The organism is Streptomyces sp. DSM 15324 (genome assembly GCF_001514285.1).
Classification (GTDB): domain Bacteria; phylum Actinomycetota; class Actinomycetes; order Streptomycetales; family Streptomycetaceae; genus Streptomyces.
Genome location: NZ_KQ949034.1, coordinates 251,887 through 274,213, shown reverse-complemented (window position 1 = coordinate 274,213; position 22,327 = coordinate 251,887). Strand labels below are relative to the sequence as shown.

19 protein-coding genes and 1 pseudogene are annotated in these 22,327 nt (G+C 71.9%); 18 read left to right on the top strand and 2 right to left on the bottom strand.

The features are described 5' to 3' along the window. Positions 1 to 17: 17 nt before the first annotated feature. The gene (locus tag AQJ58_RS43555; protein WP_159056357.1) at positions 18 to 494 is read left to right on the top strand and encodes a proteinase inhibitor I36 SMPI; all 477 of its coding nucleotides are present in this window, start codon (positions 18 to 20) and stop codon (positions 492 to 494) included. Positions 495 to 1,498: 1,004 nt separating this feature from the next. Here the strand turns inward: AQJ58_RS43555 and AQJ58_RS32605 are convergent. Then, the gene (locus AQJ58_RS32605) at positions 1,499 to 2,740 is read right to left on the bottom strand and encodes an IS256 family transposase (protein WP_067256667.1); all 1,242 of its coding nucleotides are present in this window, start codon (positions 2,738 to 2,740) and stop codon (positions 1,499 to 1,501) included. A gap of 148 nt (positions 2,741 to 2,888) precedes the next feature. On the opposite strand from AQJ58_RS32605, the pseudogene AQJ58_RS32600 reads away from it, so the two are divergent. The 9 genes and pseudogenes from AQJ58_RS32600 to AQJ58_RS32560 form a co-directional block, all read left to right on the top strand. Next, positions 2,889 to 3,611 (top strand): annotated as a pseudogene (locus tag AQJ58_RS32600) (tyrosine-type recombinase/integrase); the annotation flags it as partial. A 191-nt stretch (positions 3,612 to 3,802) separates the two neighbouring features. Further along, the gene (locus AQJ58_RS32595; RefSeq protein WP_067256665.1) at positions 3,803 to 4,186 is read left to right on the top strand and encodes a hypothetical protein; all 384 of its coding nucleotides are present in this window, start codon (positions 3,803 to 3,805) and stop codon (positions 4,184 to 4,186) included. A gap of 383 nt (positions 4,187 to 4,569) precedes the next feature. Continuing rightward, on the top strand, positions 4,570 to 5,127 hold the full coding sequence (locus AQJ58_RS32590) for a DUF2617 family protein (RefSeq protein ID WP_067256663.1): 558 nt from the start codon (positions 4,570 to 4,572) through the stop codon (positions 5,125 to 5,127). A 68-nt stretch (positions 5,128 to 5,195) separates the two neighbouring features. Then, positions 5,196 to 6,800 carry a polyamine aminopropyltransferase gene (locus AQJ58_RS32585; RefSeq protein ID WP_067256662.1) on the top strand — a complete coding sequence of 535 codons (1,605 nt, stop codon included), beginning with the start codon at positions 5,196 to 5,198 and terminating at the stop codon, positions 6,798 to 6,800. 93 nt (positions 6,801 to 6,893) lie between these two features. Further along, positions 6,894 to 7,826, top strand: coding sequence for an SRPBCC domain-containing protein (locus AQJ58_RS32580; RefSeq protein ID WP_067256660.1), 933 nt, complete (start codon positions 6,894 to 6,896; stop codon positions 7,824 to 7,826). A 35-nt stretch (positions 7,827 to 7,861) separates the two neighbouring features. Beyond that, positions 7,862 to 8,653 (top strand): aldose epimerase family protein, encoded by a 792-nt coding sequence (locus tag AQJ58_RS32575; protein WP_067256658.1) that lies wholly within the window; start codon positions 7,862 to 7,864, stop codon positions 8,651 to 8,653. Between the two features lie 10 nt (positions 8,654 to 8,663). Next, the gene (gene pyrE / locus AQJ58_RS32570) at positions 8,664 to 9,218 is read left to right on the top strand and encodes an orotate phosphoribosyltransferase (protein WP_067256657.1); all 555 of its coding nucleotides are present in this window, start codon (positions 8,664 to 8,666) and stop codon (positions 9,216 to 9,218) included. Between the two features lie 150 nt (positions 9,219 to 9,368). Beyond that, positions 9,369 to 10,391 carry a class II fructose-bisphosphate aldolase gene (gene fbaA / locus AQJ58_RS32565; RefSeq protein ID WP_067256655.1) on the top strand — a complete coding sequence of 341 codons (1,023 nt, stop codon included), beginning with the start codon at positions 9,369 to 9,371 and terminating at the stop codon, positions 10,389 to 10,391. 59 nt (positions 10,392 to 10,450) lie between these two features. After that, the gene (locus tag AQJ58_RS32560; RefSeq protein WP_067256653.1) at positions 10,451 to 11,920 is read left to right on the top strand and encodes an MFS transporter; all 1,470 of its coding nucleotides are present in this window, start codon (positions 10,451 to 10,453) and stop codon (positions 11,918 to 11,920) included. A gap of 89 nt (positions 11,921 to 12,009) precedes the next feature. Here the strand turns inward: AQJ58_RS32560 and AQJ58_RS32555 are convergent, their stop codons facing one another. Then, positions 12,010 to 12,429: a DUF3151 domain-containing protein gene (locus AQJ58_RS32555; protein ID WP_067256651.1), complete on the bottom strand. Its 420-nt coding sequence runs from the start codon at positions 12,427 to 12,429 to the stop codon at positions 12,010 to 12,012. Positions 12,430 to 12,551: 122 nt separating this feature from the next. Between AQJ58_RS32555 and AQJ58_RS32550 the strand changes: the two genes are divergently transcribed. From AQJ58_RS32550 to AQJ58_RS32515, 8 genes are all read left to right on the top strand, one after another. Next, complete coding sequence (locus AQJ58_RS32550; protein WP_067256649.1) at positions 12,552 to 14,000, top strand: recombinase family protein; 1,449 nt, start codon at positions 12,552 to 12,554, stop codon at positions 13,998 to 14,000. Between the two features lie 222 nt (positions 14,001 to 14,222). After that, entirely contained in the window at positions 14,223 to 15,062 is an 840-nt protein-coding gene (locus AQJ58_RS32545) for a tryptophan 2,3-dioxygenase family protein (RefSeq protein ID WP_067256647.1), read from the top strand. Next, positions 15,055 to 16,239, top strand: coding sequence for a kynureninase (gene kynU, locus AQJ58_RS32540; protein ID WP_067256645.1), 1,185 nt, complete (start codon positions 15,055 to 15,057; stop codon positions 16,237 to 16,239). Before AQJ58_RS32545 ends, kynU begins: the two co-directional genes overlap by 8 nt. Positions 16,240 to 16,538: 299 nt before the next feature. Further along, complete coding sequence (locus AQJ58_RS32535; RefSeq protein WP_067256643.1) at positions 16,539 to 17,423, top strand: alpha/beta hydrolase; 885 nt, start codon at positions 16,539 to 16,541, stop codon at positions 17,421 to 17,423. 381 nt (positions 17,424 to 17,804) lie between these two features. Next, positions 17,805 to 18,764, top strand: a complete 960-nt coding sequence (locus tag AQJ58_RS32530) for an alpha/beta hydrolase (protein WP_067256641.1) — start codon at positions 17,805 to 17,807, stop codon at positions 18,762 to 18,764. Then, complete coding sequence (locus AQJ58_RS32525) at positions 18,757 to 19,998, top strand: acyltransferase family protein (protein ID WP_067256638.1); 1,242 nt, start codon at positions 18,757 to 18,759, stop codon at positions 19,996 to 19,998. Before AQJ58_RS32530 ends, AQJ58_RS32525 begins: the two co-directional genes overlap by 8 nt. A gap of 12 nt (positions 19,999 to 20,010) precedes the next feature. After that, positions 20,011 to 21,570: a sensor histidine kinase gene (locus AQJ58_RS32520; protein WP_079079373.1), complete on the top strand. Its 1,560-nt coding sequence runs from the start codon at positions 20,011 to 20,013 to the stop codon at positions 21,568 to 21,570. Then, positions 21,567 to 22,244, top strand: a complete 678-nt coding sequence (locus AQJ58_RS32515; RefSeq protein ID WP_067256637.1) for a response regulator — start codon at positions 21,567 to 21,569, stop codon at positions 22,242 to 22,244. Before AQJ58_RS32520 ends, AQJ58_RS32515 begins: the two co-directional genes overlap by 4 nt. Positions 22,245 to 22,327 lie beyond the last annotated feature (83 nt).

The following is a 22,327-nucleotide window of genomic DNA, read 5'->3' as shown; positions in this document are numbered from 1 at the left end:
ACAGAGAGTAGGACTACATGACCATGAACCTCCCCAGGGAGGCGGCGACCGTCGCTTCGATACCCGGGCCTTCTGGTACGGCAGCCAGATCCTGGAAGAGAGGTGCCATGGTGCTGGCATCAATGGCGCTCATGGCTGGGGGCGCGCTTGCAACGGCAAGTCCGGCATCAGCGGCTACCGGAGGCTGCGCGGACGGCAACCTCTGCCTGTACGCCGGCACACAGTTCAACGTTCCCAGGCTCACGACCGGAAAGACCTACGAGTGCTTCCAGCTCTACAGCTACCAACTGGCGGGCAACCCCTACTACATCTACTCGTATGTGAACAATTCGTCAGTGAAGGCCACTTTGTGGACGTCGACTGGAATTCCAGATAAATGGCGCGCTGTGGGGACCATCAGCCCTGGGAGTTTCAGCAGCAACACGCAGAAGAACTTCAATGAAGCGGTCCTCGTCTGCACTGGTGGGCGGGACCCCTATTGGAGCCAGGCGTAGGCCTCTCCTGATGACCTAGCCCGTCGCCACATCACGCAGACCTGCGAGTGAATGGCGGGCAATTAGGGCCTGTATTGAGTCGTGATCAAACTGCCTGCTGCATAAGCGGTGGCGGCTGCCTGCGGCGACTCGCGTGAGATCATCCGTCCATGAGCAGCGATGGGGCTGTGGTACGCAATCCCTGACACTCAAGGTCCGCAGCGGGCGCGACCGGGGCTTGTCGTGCTGCTTGTCGCTTGTCTTGTCACTTGTCGGGTTGCAGTCAGACGGGGTTTCCGCCCTCACGCAACCGCAGGGGCGTTCCTTGAAGGCGACAAGCGACAAGACATGCGGGTGCCGGCGGGGAAGGGCTGGCAGCCGCCGGCGTGGGAAGAGAGACAAGAAGGACCGCCCTTCGGGCGGGCGTTCTTTGGGTGCCCACTCGCCATGGGAGCTCCCGTACGGTGGCGGCTACTGGGTAGTGGGTTCCCCAGTAGAAAGACCCCAGTAGAAGACCTGTGAGCGCGCTACTGGGGGGTCTACTGGGGTGCTCCGCCCCACTACCCAGTAGCGTCCACGGCTCCAAGCGAGAGCCTGTGCCGACGGCCCGCCTGGAATGCCGTCTTGAGGGCCCTCCAGCGAGCAGACGGCTGGAGTGGGCACATGCCGCCGGGCCGCTCCGGCCGTGAGGGCACCCAAGGCTTTTCAGAGGAGGGCGGACGGCCGTTCACACCGCGTCCCGCCCCCTCTGAAAAGCCGTCCTCTTCGCCCGCCCTAGAGAGTTGAGGAAAAACAGCGTCCGCAGCGTCCAACGAGTGTGTCAGAGCCTCGCTGACCTGCACTTTCCCTGTGGACGCTAAACAAAATGTATAGCGTCCACCAGCGTCCGCAGCGTCCACACAAGCCCCGCTACTAAGAGCGCATTACCGCAGGTCAGTGCGGCTCTTAGAGAGAAGAGGGTGGCGGATGCTGACGACTGTGGGGAACGCCGAAGAGGGTCGTGTCACTTGTCGTGGTGTAGCCGATCATTCGGCGGTCGTGTTGGTGGTGTTGGGTAGCGCGGGGGTGCTTTCGGGGCGCTGGGCGGGGTAGAGCTGGTCCATGCTGCCTTCGGGGAGGTAGCGGCGGGGGAAGGCGATCCATTCGTCGTGCAGTTCGAAGAGCACGGCGGTGACCAGCCGCAGGAGTGCGTCGTCGTTGGGGAAGACCTGGACGACGTCGGTGCGGCGTTTGACCTCGCGGTTGATCCGCTCCAGCGGGTTGGTGGACTGGATCTTCTTCCAATGTCGCTCGGGGAAGGCGGCGAAGGCGGTCAGGTCGTCCTTCGCCTCCAGCAGCATGTCTTTGACCTTGGGGAACTGTGTGCCGAGCATGTCGGCGACGGTGTCGAACTGGGTGCGGACCGCATCCGCGGTGGGCTGGGCGAAGATCGTGCGGATCGTGGCGGCGGCCATCTCGGCCGCTTCCTTGTTGATCACACTGAACACGTTGCGCAGGAAGTGGACCCTGCAGCGCTGGTAGGCGGCGCCGAGCATGACCTTGCGGATGGCTTTGACCAGCCCCAGGTGGTGGTCGCCGATGACGAGCCGGACCCCGGTCAGACCGCGTTCGCGCAGGTGACGCAGGAACTCGGTCCAGAACACCTCGGTCTCGCTGTCGCCGACCATCACACCCAGTACCTCCCGACCGCCGTCCTCGGTGATCCCGGTGGCGATCACCACGGCTCGCGAGACGATCTGGTGCTCGACCCGCGCCTTGCAGTAGGTCGCGTCCAGATAGACGTACGGGAAGCGGACGTGGTCCAGGGGCCGGGCACGGAACGCGGTCAGCTGACCGTCCAGGTCCTGGCAGATCCGCGAGACCTCGCTCTTTGATATTCCGGTGTCCGCGCCGAGGGCCTTGACCAGGTCGTCGACCGACCGCGTGGAGACGCCATGGACGTAAGCCTCCATGACGACCGAATACAGGGCCTGGTCGATGCGGCGGCGTCGCTCCAGCAGCGCGGGGAAGAAGCTCCCCGACCGCAGCTTGGGGATCGCGAGGTCCAGGTCGCCGGCCTGGGTGCTGAGCGTCTTGTCGCGGTGGCCGTTGCGCAGCGCGGTGCGCGTGTCGGTGTGCTCGTTCCACTCCGCACCGATCCGGACCGTGGCCTCGGCCTCGATCAGCTCCTGGAGCATCCGCTCGGCCACATGGCGGATCAGTTCGAGCCCGTCCGCCGAACGTAGTGACTCAAGCAGCCGGAGTAAGTCATGCTGAGACAGGGCCATCCTGCACCTCCCGCGTTGAACTGCCCGTTCACTACGGAGAGTTGCACGATGGCCCACCCTGCGGGCAGGGAGCGAATGTCCATCGACATACGCCCCCGGCGCACTCCCTCACCTTGATCGGCTACACCACGACGAGGGACGCCATCGACCCAAGCCTGACGCGCACGCCGTAGTCCCGTGGGTGCCCGCTCAGGTGTTCGCCGTTCGCGCGGCTCTTCATGAGCGGTACCAGGCGATGGTCGACGTCGGGGCCGGATGCGGCCTGCGCCAGGGCGAGGTGTTCGGGCTTGCCGAGGACGCTATCGACTCCGACGGCCGCACGCTCCACGTGGTCCGGCAGATCAAGCAGGTGGAAGGGCACCCGGTGTTCGCGCTGCCCAAGGGCGGCAAGAAGCGGGACGTCCCATTGCCCGACTTCGTGGCGGAAGCCCTCCGTGCGCACATGGACGCCTGCAAGCCCATGGCGGTCACGTTGCCATGGGACGTGCCGGAAGGACCGAAGGTGTCCGCCCGGCTGATCTTCACGGCTGAGCAAGGGGGCATGGTGTGGCGGAGCAACTTCAACGGCAAGGAGTGGAAGCCCGCTCTCGCGACCGCTGGGCTCATCCCAGAGGCGGACGACGACGGCAAGTACGAGTCGGCGCGCGAGCACGGCATGCACGCCCTGAGGCACTTCTACGCCTCCGCGTTGCTGGACGCAGGCGAGAACATCAAGGCCGTCAGTGAGTACATGGGGCATGCTGACCCGGCGCTGACGCTGCGGGTGTACGCCCACCTGATGCCCGACAGCCGCGAGCGTGCCCGGCGCGCCATCGATTCCCTGTTCCGGCACGTCTCGGAGGAAGATCACGGCCCACAGACGGCCCAGTGACGTCCGGGCGGCCCCTGAAACGCCTTTCTTCGCAGCTCAGGGGCCGTCGCTCCGGGAGAACCCTCTGAACTTCCTCAAGTGTGCTTTGGCACCTGAGACGGGCGGGCATCCCCCGTTCACGCAGGCGCTCGGGCGCTGCGCGAGGCGCCCACGGGGGGCCGCTTCGGGGGATTCGGAAGGAGGGTGACGCCATGATCGTGGGCATCATCCTGGCGGTGATCGCCGTGCTCTTCGCGACGGTGCTGGTCGTCAACGCGCGCCGCAGGAGCCTCCGGCACGCCTACGGCCGTCCGGTGCGGTCGCACGGCGGCTCGGCGGGCCGCGGCCACTCCGGCAGCCGGTCCGGCGACTCGGGCGGCGGAGCCGACACGGCCGCCACGAGCTGGTGGGTGTTCGGCGGCGACAGCGGCTCGTCGTCCGGCGGCCACTCGGGCCACCACGGCCACTCGGGTGACTCCGGCGGCCACTCGGGCCACTCCTGCGGTGGCGGTTCGTCGTGCGGCGGCGGGTCGTCCTGCGGCGGGGGCGGCGGCGGGTGCGGCGGAGGAGGCGGCGGATGCGGTGGAGGCAGCTGACACGGGGCAGCTGAGCTCTCTGAGGGGGAGCCGCATCCGGACCGCGGGGCCCGCCCCTGACCAGGGCGCGCCCCGCGGTCGCACCATGTTTTTCCGGGTTTTCGGGGCACGCTGTGGTTGAACAATTGAGCTGCGGAGCCCCCTGAGGGATGGAAACCCCACGAAGTTGGGTAAAAACGCTGTGGCGTCGCCACCGTTCATGATTCCCTCTACATCACCAACGCAGCCCCTCGGACCCCTACGGACGTCCCGTGAGGACGTCGCTCCCGGACCGGTCCGGCCGGGGCCGATCTCCCGGTGTCCACCGGGTCCACGAGGTCTGACCAGGTCTACCGGGGTGCGTCACCCGCCCCTCCCTCCTTGCGTCTTCGCGGAGCCGATCCATGCTCACGACCCTGAACACCTCCTACACCGACACGCGCGCGGCCGATCTCGCCTGGGCCCTGGGGCGTGAGCCGCTGCCCGCCCTCGCCACGCTCGACCTCGAACTGTCCGGCGCCAAGCTCCAGTTGAGACTGCTCGGCGCCTCGCACCAGGTGCTGCTGGAGGCGGAGCAGGGCTGTTGTTCGGAAACGGTGGCCTGCCTGCCCGGCAGCAGCACCCCACTCCCTCTGGGGGTGGCCAAACGTGTGGGCGAGTGGGAGTACGAATTCGCCGCCCGCGTCGAAGTACTGACACCGGGTCAGTTCGCCGGCCGCGCCCAGGAACTCCTCGCCCTGGTCGCCGACCACCCCAACGGCCTGGCCGGCGTCTTCCCCGGCAGCCCGCACGCCTTCACCGCCCTTCTCGCCCAGCGCCACGAGGACCACGTCCAGTGGCGCACCTGGCACGCGTACCCGCAGGACGGGCAGTTGGTGGCGACCAGGACACGGGTCGGGGTGCGGGCGGGCGTCGGCCGGGAGGGCCCGTCCGGGAGCCTCGGGAGCCCGGCCGGAACGTGAGGTTTGAGGCCCGACTTCCACACGTGTGGGTGACGTTGCGTCCCCGTCCCGTGACGTAACGTCGCACCGTGATCGAACCGCACGCACCGGCCCCGCCCGGCGCCCCACCGCCCTGGCGCGGCCCCGCGCGGCTGCCCGTCCGGCCGGACGTCGGGCGGTTCCTGGTCCTCGCGTGCGTGTTCGTCTGCGCGGCCTGCGGTCTCGTCTACGAGCTGGAACTGGTCGCCCTCGCCTCCTACTTGATGGGCGACTCGGTCACCCAGGCCTCCGTGGTGCTCTCGGTGATGGTCTTCGCGATGGGCATCGGCTCCCTCGCGGCCAAACGGCTGCGCCGGTTCGCCGCGGCCGGCTTCGGCGCCCTGGAGGTGGTCCTCGCACTGGTCGGCGGATGCAGCGCGATGGTGTTGTACGCGGTGTTCGCCTGGACGGGCGACTGGGGCGGTCTGTGGGCCGACGGCCCGCGCATCCTCCTGGTCGCCTTCTCCCTCGCCATCGGCCTGCTCATCGGCACCGAGGTCCCCCTCCTCATGGAGCTCATCCAGCGCGTCCGCCGCCAGGACGCGGGCGGCGCCGTCGCCGACCTGTTCGCCGCGGACTACGTCGGCGGACTCGTCGGCGGCCTCGCCTTCCCCTTCCTGCTGCTGCCGTTCTGCGGCGAGCTGACCAGCTCCCTGCTGACCGGCGCGGTCAACGTCGTCGCCGGGGGCGCCCTGGTCCTCGGCCTGTTCCGGCGCGACCTCGGCCGCCGCGCCCGCTGGCTGCTGCCGGCCGCCGGCATCGCCGTGATCGTCGTCCTCGGCTCCGCTGCCGCCCTCGTCGACGACTTCGAACGGGCCGCGCGCCAGGCGGTCTACGGCGGCGACGTACGGGTCGCCCTGCGGACCGGCGTCCAGGAGGTCGTCCTGACCGGCGGACGCCACGGCCGGCCCCTCGACCTCTACCTCGACGGCCGGCTCCGGGTCGGCGGCGACGAGCGCCGCTACCACGAGGCCCTCGTCCACCCCGCGATGCACGGCCGCCACGCGCGCGTGCTCGTCCTGGGCGGCGGAGACGGCCTCGCCGCCCGCGAGGCCCTCACCCACCCCGGTGTGCGCCGGGTCGACATCGTCGAGCTCGACGCCGGCCTGGTCCGCCTCGCCCGCACCGACCCCGACCTCTCCCGGCTCAACGGCCACGTCTACGACGACCCCCGCGTCCACGCCGTCACGGCCGACGCCTTCCACTGGCTGCGCGGGGCACGCCCGGGGCGGTACGACGTCGTCCTCGCGGACCTGCCCGCCCCCGACGTCACCGCCAGCAGCAAGCTCTACTCCCAGGAGTTCTACGACCTCGCCCGGCGCGCCCTCGCCCCCGGTGGGCGGATCGCCGTGCACGCCGGGCCGGTCGCCGGGCGGCACCGGGCGTTCTGGACGGTGGAGGCGACCCTGCGGGCGGCCGGACTGCACACCGTCGCCTACCGCATCGACGTCCACGCCCCCGGCCGGCACGAGCGCGCCCCCGCCGACTGGGGGTTCGTCCTGGCCGCCCCCGGCAGCCGCCCCGCCCTGTGCCTCGACCCCGGCGTGCGGCTGCGCGGCCTCACCCAGGCGGACCTGGCGGCGGACGCGCGGGCGGCACGGCGGACGCGGGTGGCGGACGTGCCGCCGTCGACGCTGGTGCACCCCCGGTACTGACGCCACCCCCGGTACCGGCGCCACCGACAGGACTGAAGGCCAATCGCTGTTTCGCGGGTGCGCACCGGCGACCGCTGGGTAGGCTCCGGCCCTATGGAGCAAGAGGTGTTCGTTCCCGTTCCCGCCGAGCGGCTGAGGGCGGCCCTCGCCGACCCCGCCCAGGTGGCCCGCGCGGTGCCCGGCCTCCAGCAGGACGCCGGTACCGCGCCCGTCGCCGGCCGGCTGAAGGTCCGGATCGGCGGCCACACGATCACCTACCGGGGTGCCGTACGGCTCTCCGCGCGCGAGGACGGGACGTACGCCGTGGAGGGCGACGCCAGCGAGGCCCGCGGCGGCGGCACGGTGGACCTCGCGCTGGTGCTCCGGCCCCGGGAGACCGACACCGGCACGACCCTCCGCATCGAGGGCACGGCCACGGCGACCGGCCGAGTCACCGAACTCCCCGAGGACCAGGTACGGGGGGCGGTGTCCCGCCTGCTGAGCCGCTTCGCGGAGAACCTGGGGGAAAACCTGGGGGCGGGGGCCGACGCCGTACCGGAGCCGGTAGAGCCGGTGGAGCCGGTAGAGCCCGCAGAGCCGGTGGAGCCGGAGGGGCAGGCCGGGGCCGAGGTGCCCGAAGGGGGCGAGGAGTCCGAAGCGCCCGCAGGGCCCACCGTGTCCGGCGAAGGCTCGGCGGCGCCCCTGTTCGAGAGCGACGGCCCCGACGGCCCCGACGGCCCCGACGGTCCCGGCGAACCGGACGAGTCCCCCGTGTCTCCCGAAGCCCAGGAAGCGCCCGAGGCCCCTGAAGCCCCTGCACCCCTCGACGACGTACAGCCCCCCGCCGAGGCCGCTCACGCGCGGCGGACGATGATCGGGCGCAGTGCGGAGGAGGTCGATCACGCGCCGCCGCGGGGGCGGTACGCGCCGGTGCCCGCGCCGCAGACCGTCGCCCCGCACAGCACCCTGCGCTGGGCCGCCCCCGCCGCCGCGCTGGTCGTGGCCTCGGCGATCGTCGTGGGGCGGGCGCTGCGCCGCCGCCGCTAGCGAATCCCCCTCGACCGGCCCAGTAGGGTCGTCCCGTGAGTGACGAAGAGATCACGCTGACCGCGGGCGACGCGGAGGTGACCGTGCAGCCGGGCAACGGCGGCCGGGTCGGTGGACTGCGCGTCGACGGGCGTCAGCTGCTGCGGCAGGGGGAGCGGTTCGGCTGCTTCCCGATGGTCCCCTGGTGCGGCCGGATCCGCGACGGCCGCTTCCTCGACGGCGCCACCGTCCGCCAGATGCCGCTGAACGCCGCCCCGCACGCCATCCACGGCACCGCCCGCGACGGCACCTGGAAGGTCGCACGGGTCACGGCCGACGAGACCGTCCTGACGTACGACCTGGTGGAGCCCTGGCCCCACCCCGGCCGGATCACCCAGATCGTCCGGCTGGCCGAGGACTCGCTGACGCTCACCATGGGCGTGGAGACGCACGGCTCGTCCTTCCCGGCGCAGATCGGCTGGCACCCCTGGTTCAACCGCACCCTGGACGGCGGCCCGGCCGTCGAGGTCGCCTTCGAGCCGGCCTGGCAGGAGGAGCGCGGCGAGGACCACCTGCCGACCGGCAACCGCGTCGAGCCGAAGCCCGGCCCCTGGGACGACTGCTTCGGGATGCCCGGCGGGGTCGACGTCACCCTGACCTGGCCGGGACAGCTCGCGGTGCGGGTGACCAGCCCGGAGAAGTGGGTCGTCGTCTACGACGAGCAGGACGCGGCCGTGTGCGTGGAGCCGCAGACCGGCCCGCCGAACGGGCTGAACACCCTGCCGCGGCTGGTCACGCCGCTGGAGCCGCTGGAGGCCACGACCACCTGGTCCTGGACCCGCATCTAAGCTGTTCGGCATGACGGACGTGGATGCACGCGGCGCGCTGCTGCAACAGATCAAGGACAAGGCCGTGGTGCACGGCAAGGTGACCCTGTCGTCGGGTCTGGAGGCGGACTACTACGTCGACCTCCGCCGTGTCACCCTCGACGGCGAGGCGGCCCCGCTGGTCGGGCAGGTGCTGCTCGACCTCACCGAGGGCCTGGAGTTCGACGCCGTCGGCGGGCTCACCATGGGCGCCGACCCGGTCGCCGCGAGCATGCTGCACGCGGCGGCCGCGCGCGGCCGCCGGCTGGACGCCTTCGTCGTCCGGAAGGCGGCGAAGGCGCACGGCCTCCAGCGGCGCGTCGAGGGCCCCGAGATCAAGGGCCGCCGGGTCCTGGTCGTCGAGGACACCTCCACCACCGGCGGCTCGCCGCTGGCGGCCGTGGAGGCCGTGCGCGAGGCGGGCGCCGAGGTCGTGGCCGTCGCGACGATCGTGGACCGGGCGACCGGCGCCGACGAGAAGATCCGCGCGGGCGCGGGTGTGCCGTATCTGTTCGCCTTCTCGAAGGACGAGCTCGGTCTGGACTGACCAGCGCCTGGACCAGGCATGGACCTTCCGCGCATCTCTGGAAAGATGGGGACGACGATGACGTCGCACCCAAGGTCTAGGTCAGGGCCGTAGCACTACGCGTACGCGTGTACGCACATCGCCAACCCGCAGATACCAAGGAGCGGACAGATGCCCATCGCAACCCCCGAGGTCTACAACGAGATGCTCGACCGGGCGAAGGCAGGCAAGTTCGCCTACCCGGCCATCAACGTCACCTCGACCCAGACCCTGCACGCGGCGCTGCGCGGTTTCGCCGAGGCGGAGAGCGACGGCATCGTCCAGATCTCCACGGGTGGCGCCGAGTTCCTGGGCGGCCAGTACAGCAAGGACATGGTGACGGGCTCCGTGGCCCTCGCCGAGTTCGCGCACATCGTCGCCGAGAAGTACCCGGTCACCGTCGCCCTGCACACCGACCACTGCCCGAAGGACAAGCTCGACGGGTACGTCCGTCCGCTCCTCGCCGTCTCCGAGGAGCGCGTGAAGGCCGGCCGCAACCCGCTGTTCCAGTCGCACATGTGGGACGGCTCCGCCGAGACCCTCGCCGACAACCTCGCGATCGCGCAGGAGCTGCTGGCCCGCGCCGCCGCCGCGAAGATCATCCTGGAGGTGGAGATCACCCCGACCGGCGGCGAGGAGGACGGCGTCTCGCACGAGATCAACGACTCGCTCTACACCACCGTCGAGGACGCGATCCGCACGGCCGAGGCGCTGGGCCTGGGCGAGAAGGGCCGCTACCTGCTGGCCGCCTCCTTCGGCAACGTCCACGGCGTGTACAAGCCGGGCAACGTCGTCCTCCGTCCCGAGCTGCTGAAGGAGCTGAACGACGGCGTCGCCGCCAAGTTCGGCAAGCAGTCCCCGTTCGACTTCGTCTTCCACGGCGGCTCCGGCTCCACCGAGCAGGAGATCGCGACCGCCCTGGAGAACGGCGTCGTCAAGATGAACATCGACACGGACACCCAGTACGCCTTCACGCGTCCCGTGGCCGCCCACATGTTCCAGAACTACGACGGCGTCCTGAAGGTCGACGGCGAGGTCGGCGACAAGAAGACCTACGACCCGCGGACCTGGGGCAAGCTCGCCGAGGCCAGCATGGCCGCGCGGGTCGTCGAGGCCACCCAGAACCTGCGCTCCGCGGGCCAGAAGATCAAGTAACCCGGCGTACGCGGTCGAGCCCGGTGCCACGGCGCCGGGCTCGCTGTATACCTGGGGGCATGCCCGATGTCCGGTTGGCCTCCCCCCAGGGCAAGTGGATCGTGTTCACCACGGTCCTCGGTTCCAGCATGGCCCTGCTGGACTCGACCGTCGTCAACGTGGCCCTGCCCCGGATCGGGGAGGACCTGGACGCCGATCTCGCCGCGCTCCAGTGGACCGTCAACGCGTACATGCTGACCCTGGCCGGTCTGATCCTGCTGGGCGGCTCCCTGGGGGACCGCTACGGGCGCCGGAAGGTGTTCGTGGTGGGCGCGGTGTGGTTCGCCACCGCGTCCCTGCTGTGCGGCCTCGCACCGAACGCGGGCGTGCTGGTCGCGGCCCGCGCCCTGCAAGGGGTCGGCGGCGCCCTGCTGACCCCCGGCTCGCTCGCCCTGATCCAGGCGTCCTTCCACCGCGAGGACCGGGGCCGGGCCGTCGGCCTGTGGTCCGGTTTCGGGGGCATCGGGGCGGCCGTGGGGCCCTTCGTGGGCGGCTGGTTGGTGGACGGGCCGGGCTGGCGCTGGGTGTTCCTGCTGAACGTGCCGCTGGCGGTGGTCTGCGTCCCGGTGGCGCTGCGGCATGTGCCCGAGTCCCGGGACACGCTCGCCCACGGGCGGTTCGACGTCCTGGGCGCGGCGCTGGGCGCGCTCGCGCTGGGGCTCGTCACGTACGCGCTGATCGAGGCGGACGAGGGCTCCGTCCTCGTGGTCGCGGCGGCCGTCGCGGGGATCGCGGCCGCCGTGGCGTTCGTGGCGGTGGAGCGGCACCGGTCCGATCCGATGATGCCGCCGGACATCTTCGCCTCCCGCCAGTTCACCGCCGTCAACCTGGTCACGCTGTGCGTGTACGCGGCCCTCGGCGGCTTCTTCTTCCTCTCGGTGGTCCAGCTCCAGGTCGTCGCCGGGTACTCCGCGCTCGGCGCCGGTACGGCCCTGCTGCCGACGACCCTGCTGATGCTGCTGTTCTCCTCCCGCTCCGGAGAGCTCGCGGAGCGGATCGGGCCGCGCATCCCGCTCACGGTGGGGCCCCTGCTGTGCGCGGCGGGCATGCTGCTGATGCTGCGGGTCGGCGAGGGCGCCTCGTACGCCGCGGACGTGCTGCCCGCCGTCCTGGTGCTCGGGGTCGGCCTGGTCACCCTGGTCGCCCCGCTGACCGCGACCGTGCTGGCGTCGGTGGAGGTGACCCGCGCGGGGCTCGCCAGCGGCATCAACAACGCGGCGGCGCGGGCGGCGGGGCTCGTCGCGGTCGCCGCCCTGCCGCTGCTGACCGGCATGGGCGCCGACTCCTACCGCTCGGCGGACGCCTTCGAGGGACCGTTCAGGCGCTCCATGCTGTGGTGCGCGGCCTTCCTGGTCGTGGGCTCGGCCCTCGCCTTCACCGCGGTCCGCCGGCCGCCCCCGGACTGCGACCACCCGGAGTGCAGGACCCACTGCTGTGTGACGGCTCCGCCGCTGGAGGGGGAGAGGCGGGCGCCCCGCGAGCTCGGGTGAGCGAGACTGGATGTAATCATGTCGTTTCTGCATTTAGTGCCGCCGCCGATGTCCGAGTGACGGCGGCACAGACATGTCACCTGTGGTGACTATCGCTTCAGTTCGGCGTACGCCTCGACGCTGCTGTCCTTGAGGAACTGCCAGCAACGCTCCGTCTCGTCCTTCTCGTCGATCTCACCCGCGGCACGAGCGAGGGCGGCGAGGCAGCGCAGGAAGCCGCGATTTGCCCGGTGGTCCCAAGGGATTGGGCCGTGCCCCTTCCAGCCGGCCCGGCGCAGCGAGTCCAGACCGCGGTGGTAGCCGGTCCGCGCGTACGCGTACGACTCGACCACTCGCCCTGCCTCGAAGGCGTCGTCCGCGAGCATCGCCCAGGCGAGCGAGAACGTGGGGTGCTTCGCCGCGATTTCCGCCGGGGGCCGGGACTCCTCGCTCAGCAGGCGGTACGCCTCTTCGTTCTCCTGCAGGTAGGTCGGGTCCGGGCCGCCGAGCAGGTTCTTGTGCGTCGTCATGTGAGCAGTCTGCCACTTGGGGACGGGCGTCCGGGACGCCTCCGCGACCTATCGGCCGCGGACCAAGTGGACATGAGAATGGCGCTTGATGTACCTGATCGCGATGTGCGACGATCCGGTGCATGACGGCACAAGGGGGGCCTTCCGGGGCCATTCGGGTGGGCATCTACACCCGGATCAGCAAGGACGACGAGGCCGAGGGGCTGGGCGTCGCACGGCAGGAGGAGGACTGCCGACTGCACTGCGCTGCCCGGGGGTGGGAGGTCGCCAAGGTCTATGAGGACAACGACCTCTCCGCGTACAAGCGCAGGACGGTGCGGCCCGAGTTCCGGCAGATGCTCCAGGATCTGAAGGCTGGCCGCATCGACGGGGTCGTCGCCTGGGACATCGACCGCTTCACGCGGCAGCCCCGTGAACTGGAGGCGTGGATTGACGAGTACGAGGACGCAGAGCGCCGGAAGCGGCACCTCGTCTTCGACTCCGTGTCGGCCACGGACATCGACCTGTCCACGGAGAACGGCCGTTTCATCGCCCGGATCAAGGTCGCCATCGCCAACAAAACCTCGGCGGACACGTCGAAGCGGACGAAGCGCAAGCACCTGGAACTGGCGACGAAGGGCAAGCTCCCCGGTGGCCGGGCGCCGTACGGCTGGAACCGCGAGGACCGGCGGACGCTGGTGCCGGAAGAGGCCGAGAACCTCCGCAAGGCGGTGAGGGATTTTGTCAGCGGCATCCGCTGGGCCTCGATCGCGCGTGACTGGCGGGACAGGGGGGTCAGGTCGCACAGCGGCGGCGTCTTCGACGACTCCAAGATCAAGCGAATGTTGGTGAACCCGCGGATCTGCGGCTACCGGATGCACCAGGGCGAGGTGTTCCTGGACGAGAGCGGTGCTCCCGTCGTCGGTGACTGGGAGCCGATCATCACTCCCGACGACTGGTACCTGCTGATGGAGAAGGTCAAGCGGGAGTCCGAGGGACGTGTCCCACGGGACAACGCCACCAAATACCTGCTCTCCGGCATCGCCCGGTGCGGGCGGTGCGGCACGAGGATGCGGGCGTTCCCGTCGTACCGCAAGTCGAAGACGTCATCGCAGTTCAAGTACGCGTGTCCCGGTAAGAACGACGGGGGATGTGGGGGAGTGGCCAGAGTGGGTGAACCGGTCGACCGTCTCGTCAGGAACGCCGTGTTCCTCAGCTCGGACAAGGCGCTCGCGAACCTCCGTGAGCGCGTGCCGGAATGGGCCAAGGAAGAGGAACTGGCCGCCCTGGAACGGGACATGGCCGAGTTCAAGCAGGCGTGGCAGGAGAAGCGCATGTCGGCCGCCCGCTACATCGCGCTCACCGAGGACCTGGAGAAGCAGATCGCGGAACTGCACCGGGAGCGAGCCGTGCACCGTGCGGAGGCCGCGACCTTCTCGGTCGGCCCCATCGGCGTACGGGAGCGGTGGGAGGGACTGACGATCGAGCAGCAGCGCGCCGCCGTCCTCGAAGTCTTCCGTGCGGTCATCATCAAGCCCGCGTCGAACGGGCCGATCTTCGACCCGGCCGACATCGAGCCGGTGCTCAGGTGACAGACGGCCGCCGGGCCCCTTGCGACTGGGGCCCCGCGAGCCCTCGTACGCAGGTCGCGGCTCGGCGACGAGAGTCACACTCTGCCGTGTACGGGCCCGTCCGGGATGCGGGCGGGCCTTGCGGGATCGGCTCCTGATGCGGAAGATGCGGGTGGGGACCGGGGCCCCCGTGTCGGCATCGGCAGGGGCGGACCGCTACCCGGAGTACAGCAGGAGACAGCGATGTCCCATGAGGCTCACGAAACACAGGAGCCCGAGACCCCGCATCTCGACTTCGACGGCACCACGCCGTACGAGGACTACGTCAAGGCAGACGTTCTCACCCACCTCCAGCACACCCTCTCCGACGATCCCGGAGAGATGGTCTTCCTGGTCACGACCCAGGTCATGGAGCTGTGGTTCACGGTCATCGTCCACGAGTGGGAGACGGCGGCCGGGGCGCTGCGCGCGGACGACGTGCAGGTCGCGATCGACGCGCTGAAGCGTTCCGTGCGGGAGCTGGAGGCGCTGAACGCCTCCTGGCGGCCGCTGGCCCAGCTCACCCCCGCCCAGTTCAACTCCTACCGGGCCGCCCTCGGCGAGGGCTCCGGCTTCCAGTCGGCGATGTACCGGCGGATGGAGTTCCTGCTCGCCGAGAAGTCCGCGTCCATGCTGGTCCCGCACCGCGGCGCGCCGCGCGTCCACGCCGAGCTGGAGAAGGCGCTGCACGAGCCGTCCCTCTACGACGAGGTGCTGCGGCTGCTGGCCCGCCGGGGCCATCCCGTACCGGACTCCGTCCTGACGCGGGACGTCTCGCAGCGCTACGAGCCCTCCGCCGAGGTGGAGGCCGTGTGGACCGCCCTGTACGCCGGTGACGCCTCCGACGAACTCGCCCGTCTCGGCGAGGCGTTGACGGATGTCGCCGAGCTGGTGTGGCGCTGGCGCAACGACCATCTGGTCGCCACCCGGCGTGCGATGGGCGCCAAGGCGGGCACCGGTGGCTCGGCCGGCGTGGCCTGGCTGGAGAAGCGCGCCCAGAAGAACGTCTTCCCGGAGCTGTGGACGGCGAGGTCGTATGTCTGACCTCGCGCTCAAGGCACGGGAGCTGGACTCCGGTGACCGACTGGCCGACAAGCGTGCCGAGTTCGTCCTCGACGAGGCGGTCTACCTCGACGGCAACTCGCTCGGCGCGCTGCCCGCCGCCGTCCCCGGACGCGTCGCGGACGTGGTCCGCCGGCAGTGGGGCGAGCTGCGCATCCGCTCCTGGGACGAGAGCGGCTGGTGGACCGCGCCCGAGCGGATCGGCGACCGGATCGCCCCGCTCGTGGGCGCCGCGGCCGGGCAGGTCGTGGTGGGTGACTCGACCAGCGTCAACGTCTTCAAGGCGCTGGTGGGCGCGGTGCGGATCGCGGGGGAGGGGCGGGACGAGATCCTCGTCGACGCGACCACCTTCCCCACGGACGGCTACCTCGCCGAGTCGGCGGCCCGGATGACCGGCCGGACGCTGCGGCCGGTCCTCCCCGCGCAGGTGCCGGACGCGCTGTCGGACCGTACGGCGGCCGTCCTGCTCAACCACGTCGACTACCGCACCGGCCGGCTGCACGACCTGCCCTCGCTCACCGCCGCCGTGCGCGCGGCGGGCGCGGTCTCCGTCTGGGACCTGTGCCACAGCGCGGGCGCCCTGCCGGTCGGCCTGGACGCGCACGGCGTGGACCTCGCGGTCGGCTGCACCTACAAGTACCTGAACGGCGGCCCCGGTTCACCGGCGTACCTGTATGTGCGCGCCGGTCTCCAGGACCGCTTCGACTCCCCGCTGCCCGGCTGGAACTCGCACGCCGAGCCGTTCGGGATGCGCGGCGACTACGCGCCGGCGGACGGGGCGGTGCGCGGCCGGGTGGGCACCCCGGACATCCTGTCCATGCTCGCCCTGGAGGCGGCACTCGACGTCTGGGAGGGCGTCTCGATCGACGCGGTCAGGGCCAAGTCCCTCTCCCTGACGGACTTCTTCCTGGAGTGTGTCGCGGAGTACGTCCCCGAGGGGCGCGTCGAGTCGCTGACTCCGGTCCGTCACGAGCAGCGGGGCAGCCAGGTGGCGCTGCGCTGCCCGGACGCCGGTGACGTCATGCGGCAGTTGGTCGAACGCGGGGTCGTCGGCGACTTCCGCCGCCCTGACGTGCTGCGATTCGGGTTCACCCCGCTGTACGTCGGCTTCGCGGACGTCGAGCGGGCGGCCCGGGTGCTGGGGGAGATCCTCGGCTGACGGTCCTCGACGGTCCTCGACTGTCCTCGAACCTCTGTGCCGACCACCGGTGTGCTGAGTGAAGCCGGTGGTCGGCTGCGTATGGGGGTGGGGTGCGGCACGGGGTACGGAGGTGGGGCGCGACGGGGCAGGGCGGCGGGGCGGGCGGTGCGTAGAGAACCGTTTACCCTCACCGAGCGTGACATCCGCGTGTCCGCGCACGTCACGGGCCTGGTACCGTCCCCGCCAACGGCCGAAATTCTCACCTGGTCCGCCACCCCGTACCGTCCAAAACCGTTTCATCGCTGAGAGGTTGGAGCATGCCGGACGACGTCGTCGCTGCCCGGGCCGTTGCCGAGGAGGAGTCGGCCTTCTCGCACCCGCCCGTCGACCCCGACGCCACCGCCGCGTACGGCGACCACCCCGACCAGGTGATCGACTTCTACGCCCCGAAGGCACAGGTCGGTCCGGGGGGCCCGGTTCCCCTGGTCGTGGTGCTGCACGGGGGCGCGTGGCGGGCGCCGTACGACCGGCGGCACATCACGCCGTTCGCCGACTATCTGGCTCGCCGCGGGTTCGCCGTGGCCAACGTGGAGTACCGGCGGGGCGCGGAGGGGGCGGCCGGGCAGGGCACACCCCCGGTCGCGGGGCGCTGGCCCGACACCTTCGACGACGTCGCCGCGGCTCTCGACGCGCTTCCCGCGCTCGCCCGGCAGGCGCTGCCGCAGGCCGACGCCCGCCGGACCGTGCTCACCGGCCACTCCGCGGGCGGCCACCTCGCGCTGTGGGCGGCGGCCCGGCACGTCCTGCCCGCCGACGCCCCCTGGCGCACCGCCGGGTCCACCGCGCTGCGGGGGGTCGTCGCGCTCGCCCCGATCGCGGACTTCACGGTCGCGGAGAAGCTGGACGTGTGCGGGGGCGCGGCCCGGCAACTCCTGGGCGGCGAAGAGCAGTTCGCCGAACGCCTGCCGTACGCCGACCCGGCCCTGCTGCTCCCGACCGGTATCGCGACGACCCTCGTCCAGGGCCGCACGGACCTGGTCGTGCCGGAGCCGGTCGCCGAGGCGTACGCGGACGCGGCGGCCAAGGCGGGCGAGGTGGTGGGGCTGACCCTGCTGGAGGACGTGGGCCACTTCCCCCTGATCGACCCGGTGGCGGACGCCTGCGCGGTGGTGGCGGAGGAGATCGCCCAGCTGGCGTGGTGAGCGTGGCGCGCCACCCGGAGGAGGCGCGCCTGTCGTACCCGTAATACCTGAGAGCTACGCCGCGGGACAGCTCCGCAGTGGGACGCGGACGACGAGCGGCGATGCGTAACTTCCAAGCCTGGCAGGCCCGATGACGGGCGAACCGGCGCGGAGGGGCGGGCATCGGGCATGCACGGGTGGGGACGTGAAGAGGGCGCCGGGCGGGGCCGTGAAGGCGGTGCTGAGCGGGGTCGTGGGACGGCTCCCGGGGGGAGCCGTGAGGAGGGTGCCGGGCGGGGCCGTGACCGGGAGGAGGGCGCCGGGCGGGGCCGTGACCGGGAGGAGGGCGCCGGGCGGGGCCGTGACCGGGAGGAGGGCGCCGGGCGGGGCCGTGAAGAGCGGGTGGCGCGCGGGTGGCGTCGGCTGCGGGTGCTGCCGGCCGTGCTGGTCACCGCCGCCGTGGTCGTGCCGCTCACCGCGGCGGCCCGGCCCGCCGTCCCCGCGCCCGCTCCGGCCCACCTCGCCCCGCTGACGGCCGCGACCCTCGACGAGGCCTACGCCGCCAACCGGGCCAACGCGGCCCTGGCGGCCCGGACGGCCGCGGCCCACGGTGACGACCACCGCGCGGCGGCCGACCGGGAGATGGCAGCCCCCTCGCGCAGACTGCTCGCCTTCGACGGCCGGGGCGAGGGCCGGGCCACGGAGGTGTTCGGGGATCTCGCGCACGCCGACCGGGTCGCGGTCCTGATCCCGGGCTCCGACACCTCACTGGACACCTACGGCCGCTTCCGCGCGGGCGCCTCGGCGCTGTACGAGCGGCTCTCCTCCCAGCACGGCGGCAGCCGTACGGCCGTCGTGGCCTGGCTCGGCTACACCACCCCGGCCACGGTCGGCACGACGGTGCTCACCCCGACCCGCGCCGAGGAGGCCGCCCCGCGGCTCGGTGAGTTCCTGCGCGAGCTGCGCGCCGTCACCGGGCCGGACACCCATGTCTCCCTCCTGTGCCACTCGTACGGCTCGGTCGTGTGCGGCCGCTCCGCCGCGCACGTCGACATCGACGACATCGTCCTGCTCGGCAGCCCCGGCACCGGCGCGGACACCGTGGCCGGCCTGCACACCCGGGCGCGCGTGTGGGCGGCCCGGGGCGCCGACGACTGGGTGGCGCACGTGCCGCACGTCAGGGCCGACCTGTTCGGCACGACGGTCGGCTTCGGCACCGACCCGGTCTCCCCGGCCTTCGGCGCCCGGGTCTTCCGCGCCGGCGACGGCGGCCACAGCGACTACTTCTCCCCGGGCTCGGCCTCCCTGGCCAACCTCGCCCGGATCGTGCTCGGCGAGACGACGGAGGTGACCCGTGTCTGACCTCCGCGCCACCTCGGGCATACGGCGTGCCGCCGCCCGGATCCAGGACGGCACGCCCCCGCACCGCGACCGCGCCGTGGACGCCCTGCGGGCGCTGGCCATCCTCGGGGTGGTCCTCGGCCACTGGCTGGTCACCGCCCTCGTCGCCGACGGCGACACCCTGCGTGCGGCGAGCCCGCTCGGCACCCTGCCCGGGCTGGCGCCCGTCTCCTGGGTGTTCCAGACCCTCGCGGTGTTCTTCATGGTCGGCGGCCATGTCGCGCCCCGGGGCCTCGCCTCGGCCCGCGCCCGCGGCACGGCCTACGGCACCTGGCTGCGGGCCCGGCTGTCCCGGCTGTTCCTGCCGGTCACGGCCGTCCTGGCGGTGTGGGCGGAGACCACGGCGGCCCTGCTGCTGGGCGGCGCCTCCTTCGTCACCGTGCACACCATGCTGAAGCTGGCGCTGTCCCCGCTGTGGTTCCTGCTGGTGTTCGCCGCGCTCACGGCCGCGACCCCGCTGCTGACCCGGCTCAGTCCGCTGTGGCCGCTGGCGGTCGTCCTCCACGTCGACCTGGTGCGGTTCGGCCTGGGCGGCCCGTCCTGGCTCGGCTGGGTGAACCTGGCGGCCGGCTGGCTGGTGCCCTACACCCTGGGTGCGGCCTGGTCCCGGGGCGAGCTGGAGCGCCCGCGCGCGGGCTGGACCCTGCTCCTCGGGGGCGCCGCGACGACGGCGGTCCTGGTGGCCTTCGCGGGCTATCCGGCGTCGATGGTGGGCGTGCCCGGCGCGGCGGTCTCCAACCTCGACCCGCCGACCCTGGCCGCCGTCACCTTCGGCCTCGCCCAGTGCGGACTGGCCCTGCTGCTGCGCGGTCCGCTGCGCCGCGCCCTGCGGCGGCCGGTGGCCTGGGCGGCGGTGACTCTGGTCAACCTCTCCGCGATGACGGTGTTCCTGTGGCACCAGACGGCGATGATGGCGACCACGGCGACGGCCCTCCTGGCCGGCCGCCTCCCTGGTCTGCACACCCGGCCCGACGGTCTGGACTGGGTCGCGTCCCGGCTGCCGTGGCTGCCGGTCTTCGCGCTGGCGCTGACGGTGTGCCGGGCGGCGTTCCACGGCTTCGAGTCGCCGGTCCGACGCCGTGGGCGCGCCCGGGGGCGGGGAGCCGGCCGGGGGCGGACGCGTGTGGTGCGGGCCGGAGGGCCGCCGCGGCCTTCGGGCCGGCGCGAGGCCCACGGTGTCCGGGGCGGAGTCTGAGACGTGTCTAGGGTGGTGCGGACGAACGGGGTGGAGACGGTGCTGACCAGGGTGCAGAAGTGGGGGATCCGCGGACTGCGGACGCTGCGCGAGGACCTGTGGACGGCTCGGGCGGATCCCCTGCCGCGCTCCGTCTGGCTGCGCCGGCTGCCGCACGGGCTGGTCCTGCTGGTCGCGTTCGGCACCACGGTCGCCAACTTCGACCAGCTGATCGACCGTTACCAGCTCGGTATGGCGTTCGGCTCGGTGTGCGCGCTGGTGCAGGGCGCGGCGGTGGCCCTGGCGCTGTGGCGGCCGGTACCGGCGTGGTGGCTGTCCCTGACGGTCACCGTGGTGGCCGCGCTGGGCGCCCGCAGCCGGATGCTCGCCGATGCCGAAGCCCATCCATGGCCGTGGGGCACGCCCCGACCGGAAACGGCCACCCACCTCCCCGGCTGGCCCTGGGGCCCGCCCGGACTGGTCGCGCACTGCCTGGTGCTGCTGCTGCTCGCGCTGCGGCTGCCCACCCGGGTCACCGTCGAGGTGCTGGCCCTGACGGCGTTCGCCACCTACCTCGTCCAAGGGGTCCTGGGCGGCGCGAGCTACACCCCGACCGGGATGCTCGCGGTCGTCCTGTTCGCCGCCGTCGCCCTCGTCGGCACCGCCCTGCGCGGCCGCCGCGTGGCCCGCACCCAGCTCGTCGAGCAGGCCGGCATCACCGCCGAGGAACGGGCCCGGCGCACCGTCCTGGAGGAGCGCAACCGCATCGCGCGCGAACTGCACGACGTGGTCGCCCACCACATGTCCGTCATCTCCATCCAGGCCCAGGTGGCCCCGCACCTGGTGGAGAACCCGTCCGAGGAACTCAAGGAGAACCTCGCCGGCATCCGGCAGAACGCGCTGGAGGCGCTCACCGAACTGCGCCGGGTGCTCGGCGTGCTGCGCTCCGAGAACCCCGAGGACCCCTACGGCCTCGGCGCGGCCGGCACCGGCAGCGCCCCGGACACCCCGCAGCCCACGCTCGACCGTCTCGACGCCCTCCTGGAGAACACCCGGGCGGCCGGGCTGGACGTCGACGCCGTCGTCGAGGGCGAGCCGCCCGCCTACTCGCCGGGCGTACAGCTGTCCGCGTACCGGATAGTCCAGGAGGCGTTGAGCAACGCCCTGCGGCACGCGCCGGGTTCGCAGGTCCGGGTCCAGGTCGTCCACCAGGCCCGGGGGCTGTCCCTGGAGGTCACCAACGGCCGCCCGGGCGGCCCCGTCCGGCCCTCACCGGGCGCGGGGCACGGCCTGCTCGGCATGCGGGAGCGGGCGGCGATGCTCGGCGGCCATGTCGTGGCCCATCCGACCCTGCACGGCGGCTTCTCGGTCGTGGCGTTCCTCCCGAGGGACGGCGTCGCACTCCCCGAGCCGGACCTCGGGCCCCCGGAGGGCCTGGAACTCGTCTTCCCGGACGACCCGCCCCCGACAGGAGAGGCCCCGGCAGGAGAATGTCCGGCGGGCGGTTCCCCGGGAGGCAGTTCCCCGACAGGCGGGTTCCGGGCAGGCGGGTTCCCGGCAGGCGGTTCCCCGTCAGAAAAAGGTGAACGATGACGAGCGGCGGCACCATCCGCGTACTGATCGCCGACGACCAGCAGATGGTCCGGCAGGGCTTCACCGTGCTGCTCAACGCCCACCCCGGCATCGAGGTGATCGGGCAGGCGGTGAACGGTCTGGACGCCATCGCCCAGGTCGCCGAACTCGTCCCGGACGTCGTCCTGATGGACATCCGGATGCCCGAGCTCGGCGGGGTCGACGCCACCCGTCACATCACCCTCGCGCACCCCGCCGTCAAGGTGCTGGTGCTCACCACCTTCGACCTCGACGAGTACGTGTACGAGGCCCTGTCCGCCGGGGCGTCCGGCTTCCTGCTGAAGGACGCCTCGGCGGACCAGCTCGCGGAGGCCGTCCGGGTGGTCGCGGCCGGTGACGCCCTGCTCGCCCCCGGCATCACCCGCAAGCTGATCGCCGAGTTCTCCCGGCTGAACAGCACCCCGCGGCCCCCGCAGAAGGAGCGCGTCGGCGATCTCACCGAACGCGAGACGGAGGTGCTCGCCCTGATCGCGCAGGGCCTGTCCAACGCGGAGATCGCACGGCAACTCGTCGTCGCCGAGCAGACCGTGAAGACGCACGTGGGCCGCATCCTGGTGAAACTGGGCCTGCGGGACCGCACCCAGGCGGCGGTGTTCGCGTACGAGTCGGGGCTGGTGCGGCCCTCCGGGTACTGACACGGGCGCGCCGCCGGAGGGTCCCGGGCGGACCCGTAGTACTTGAGGGGGACCCGCCGGAACCCCTCTCCATGGTGACGACC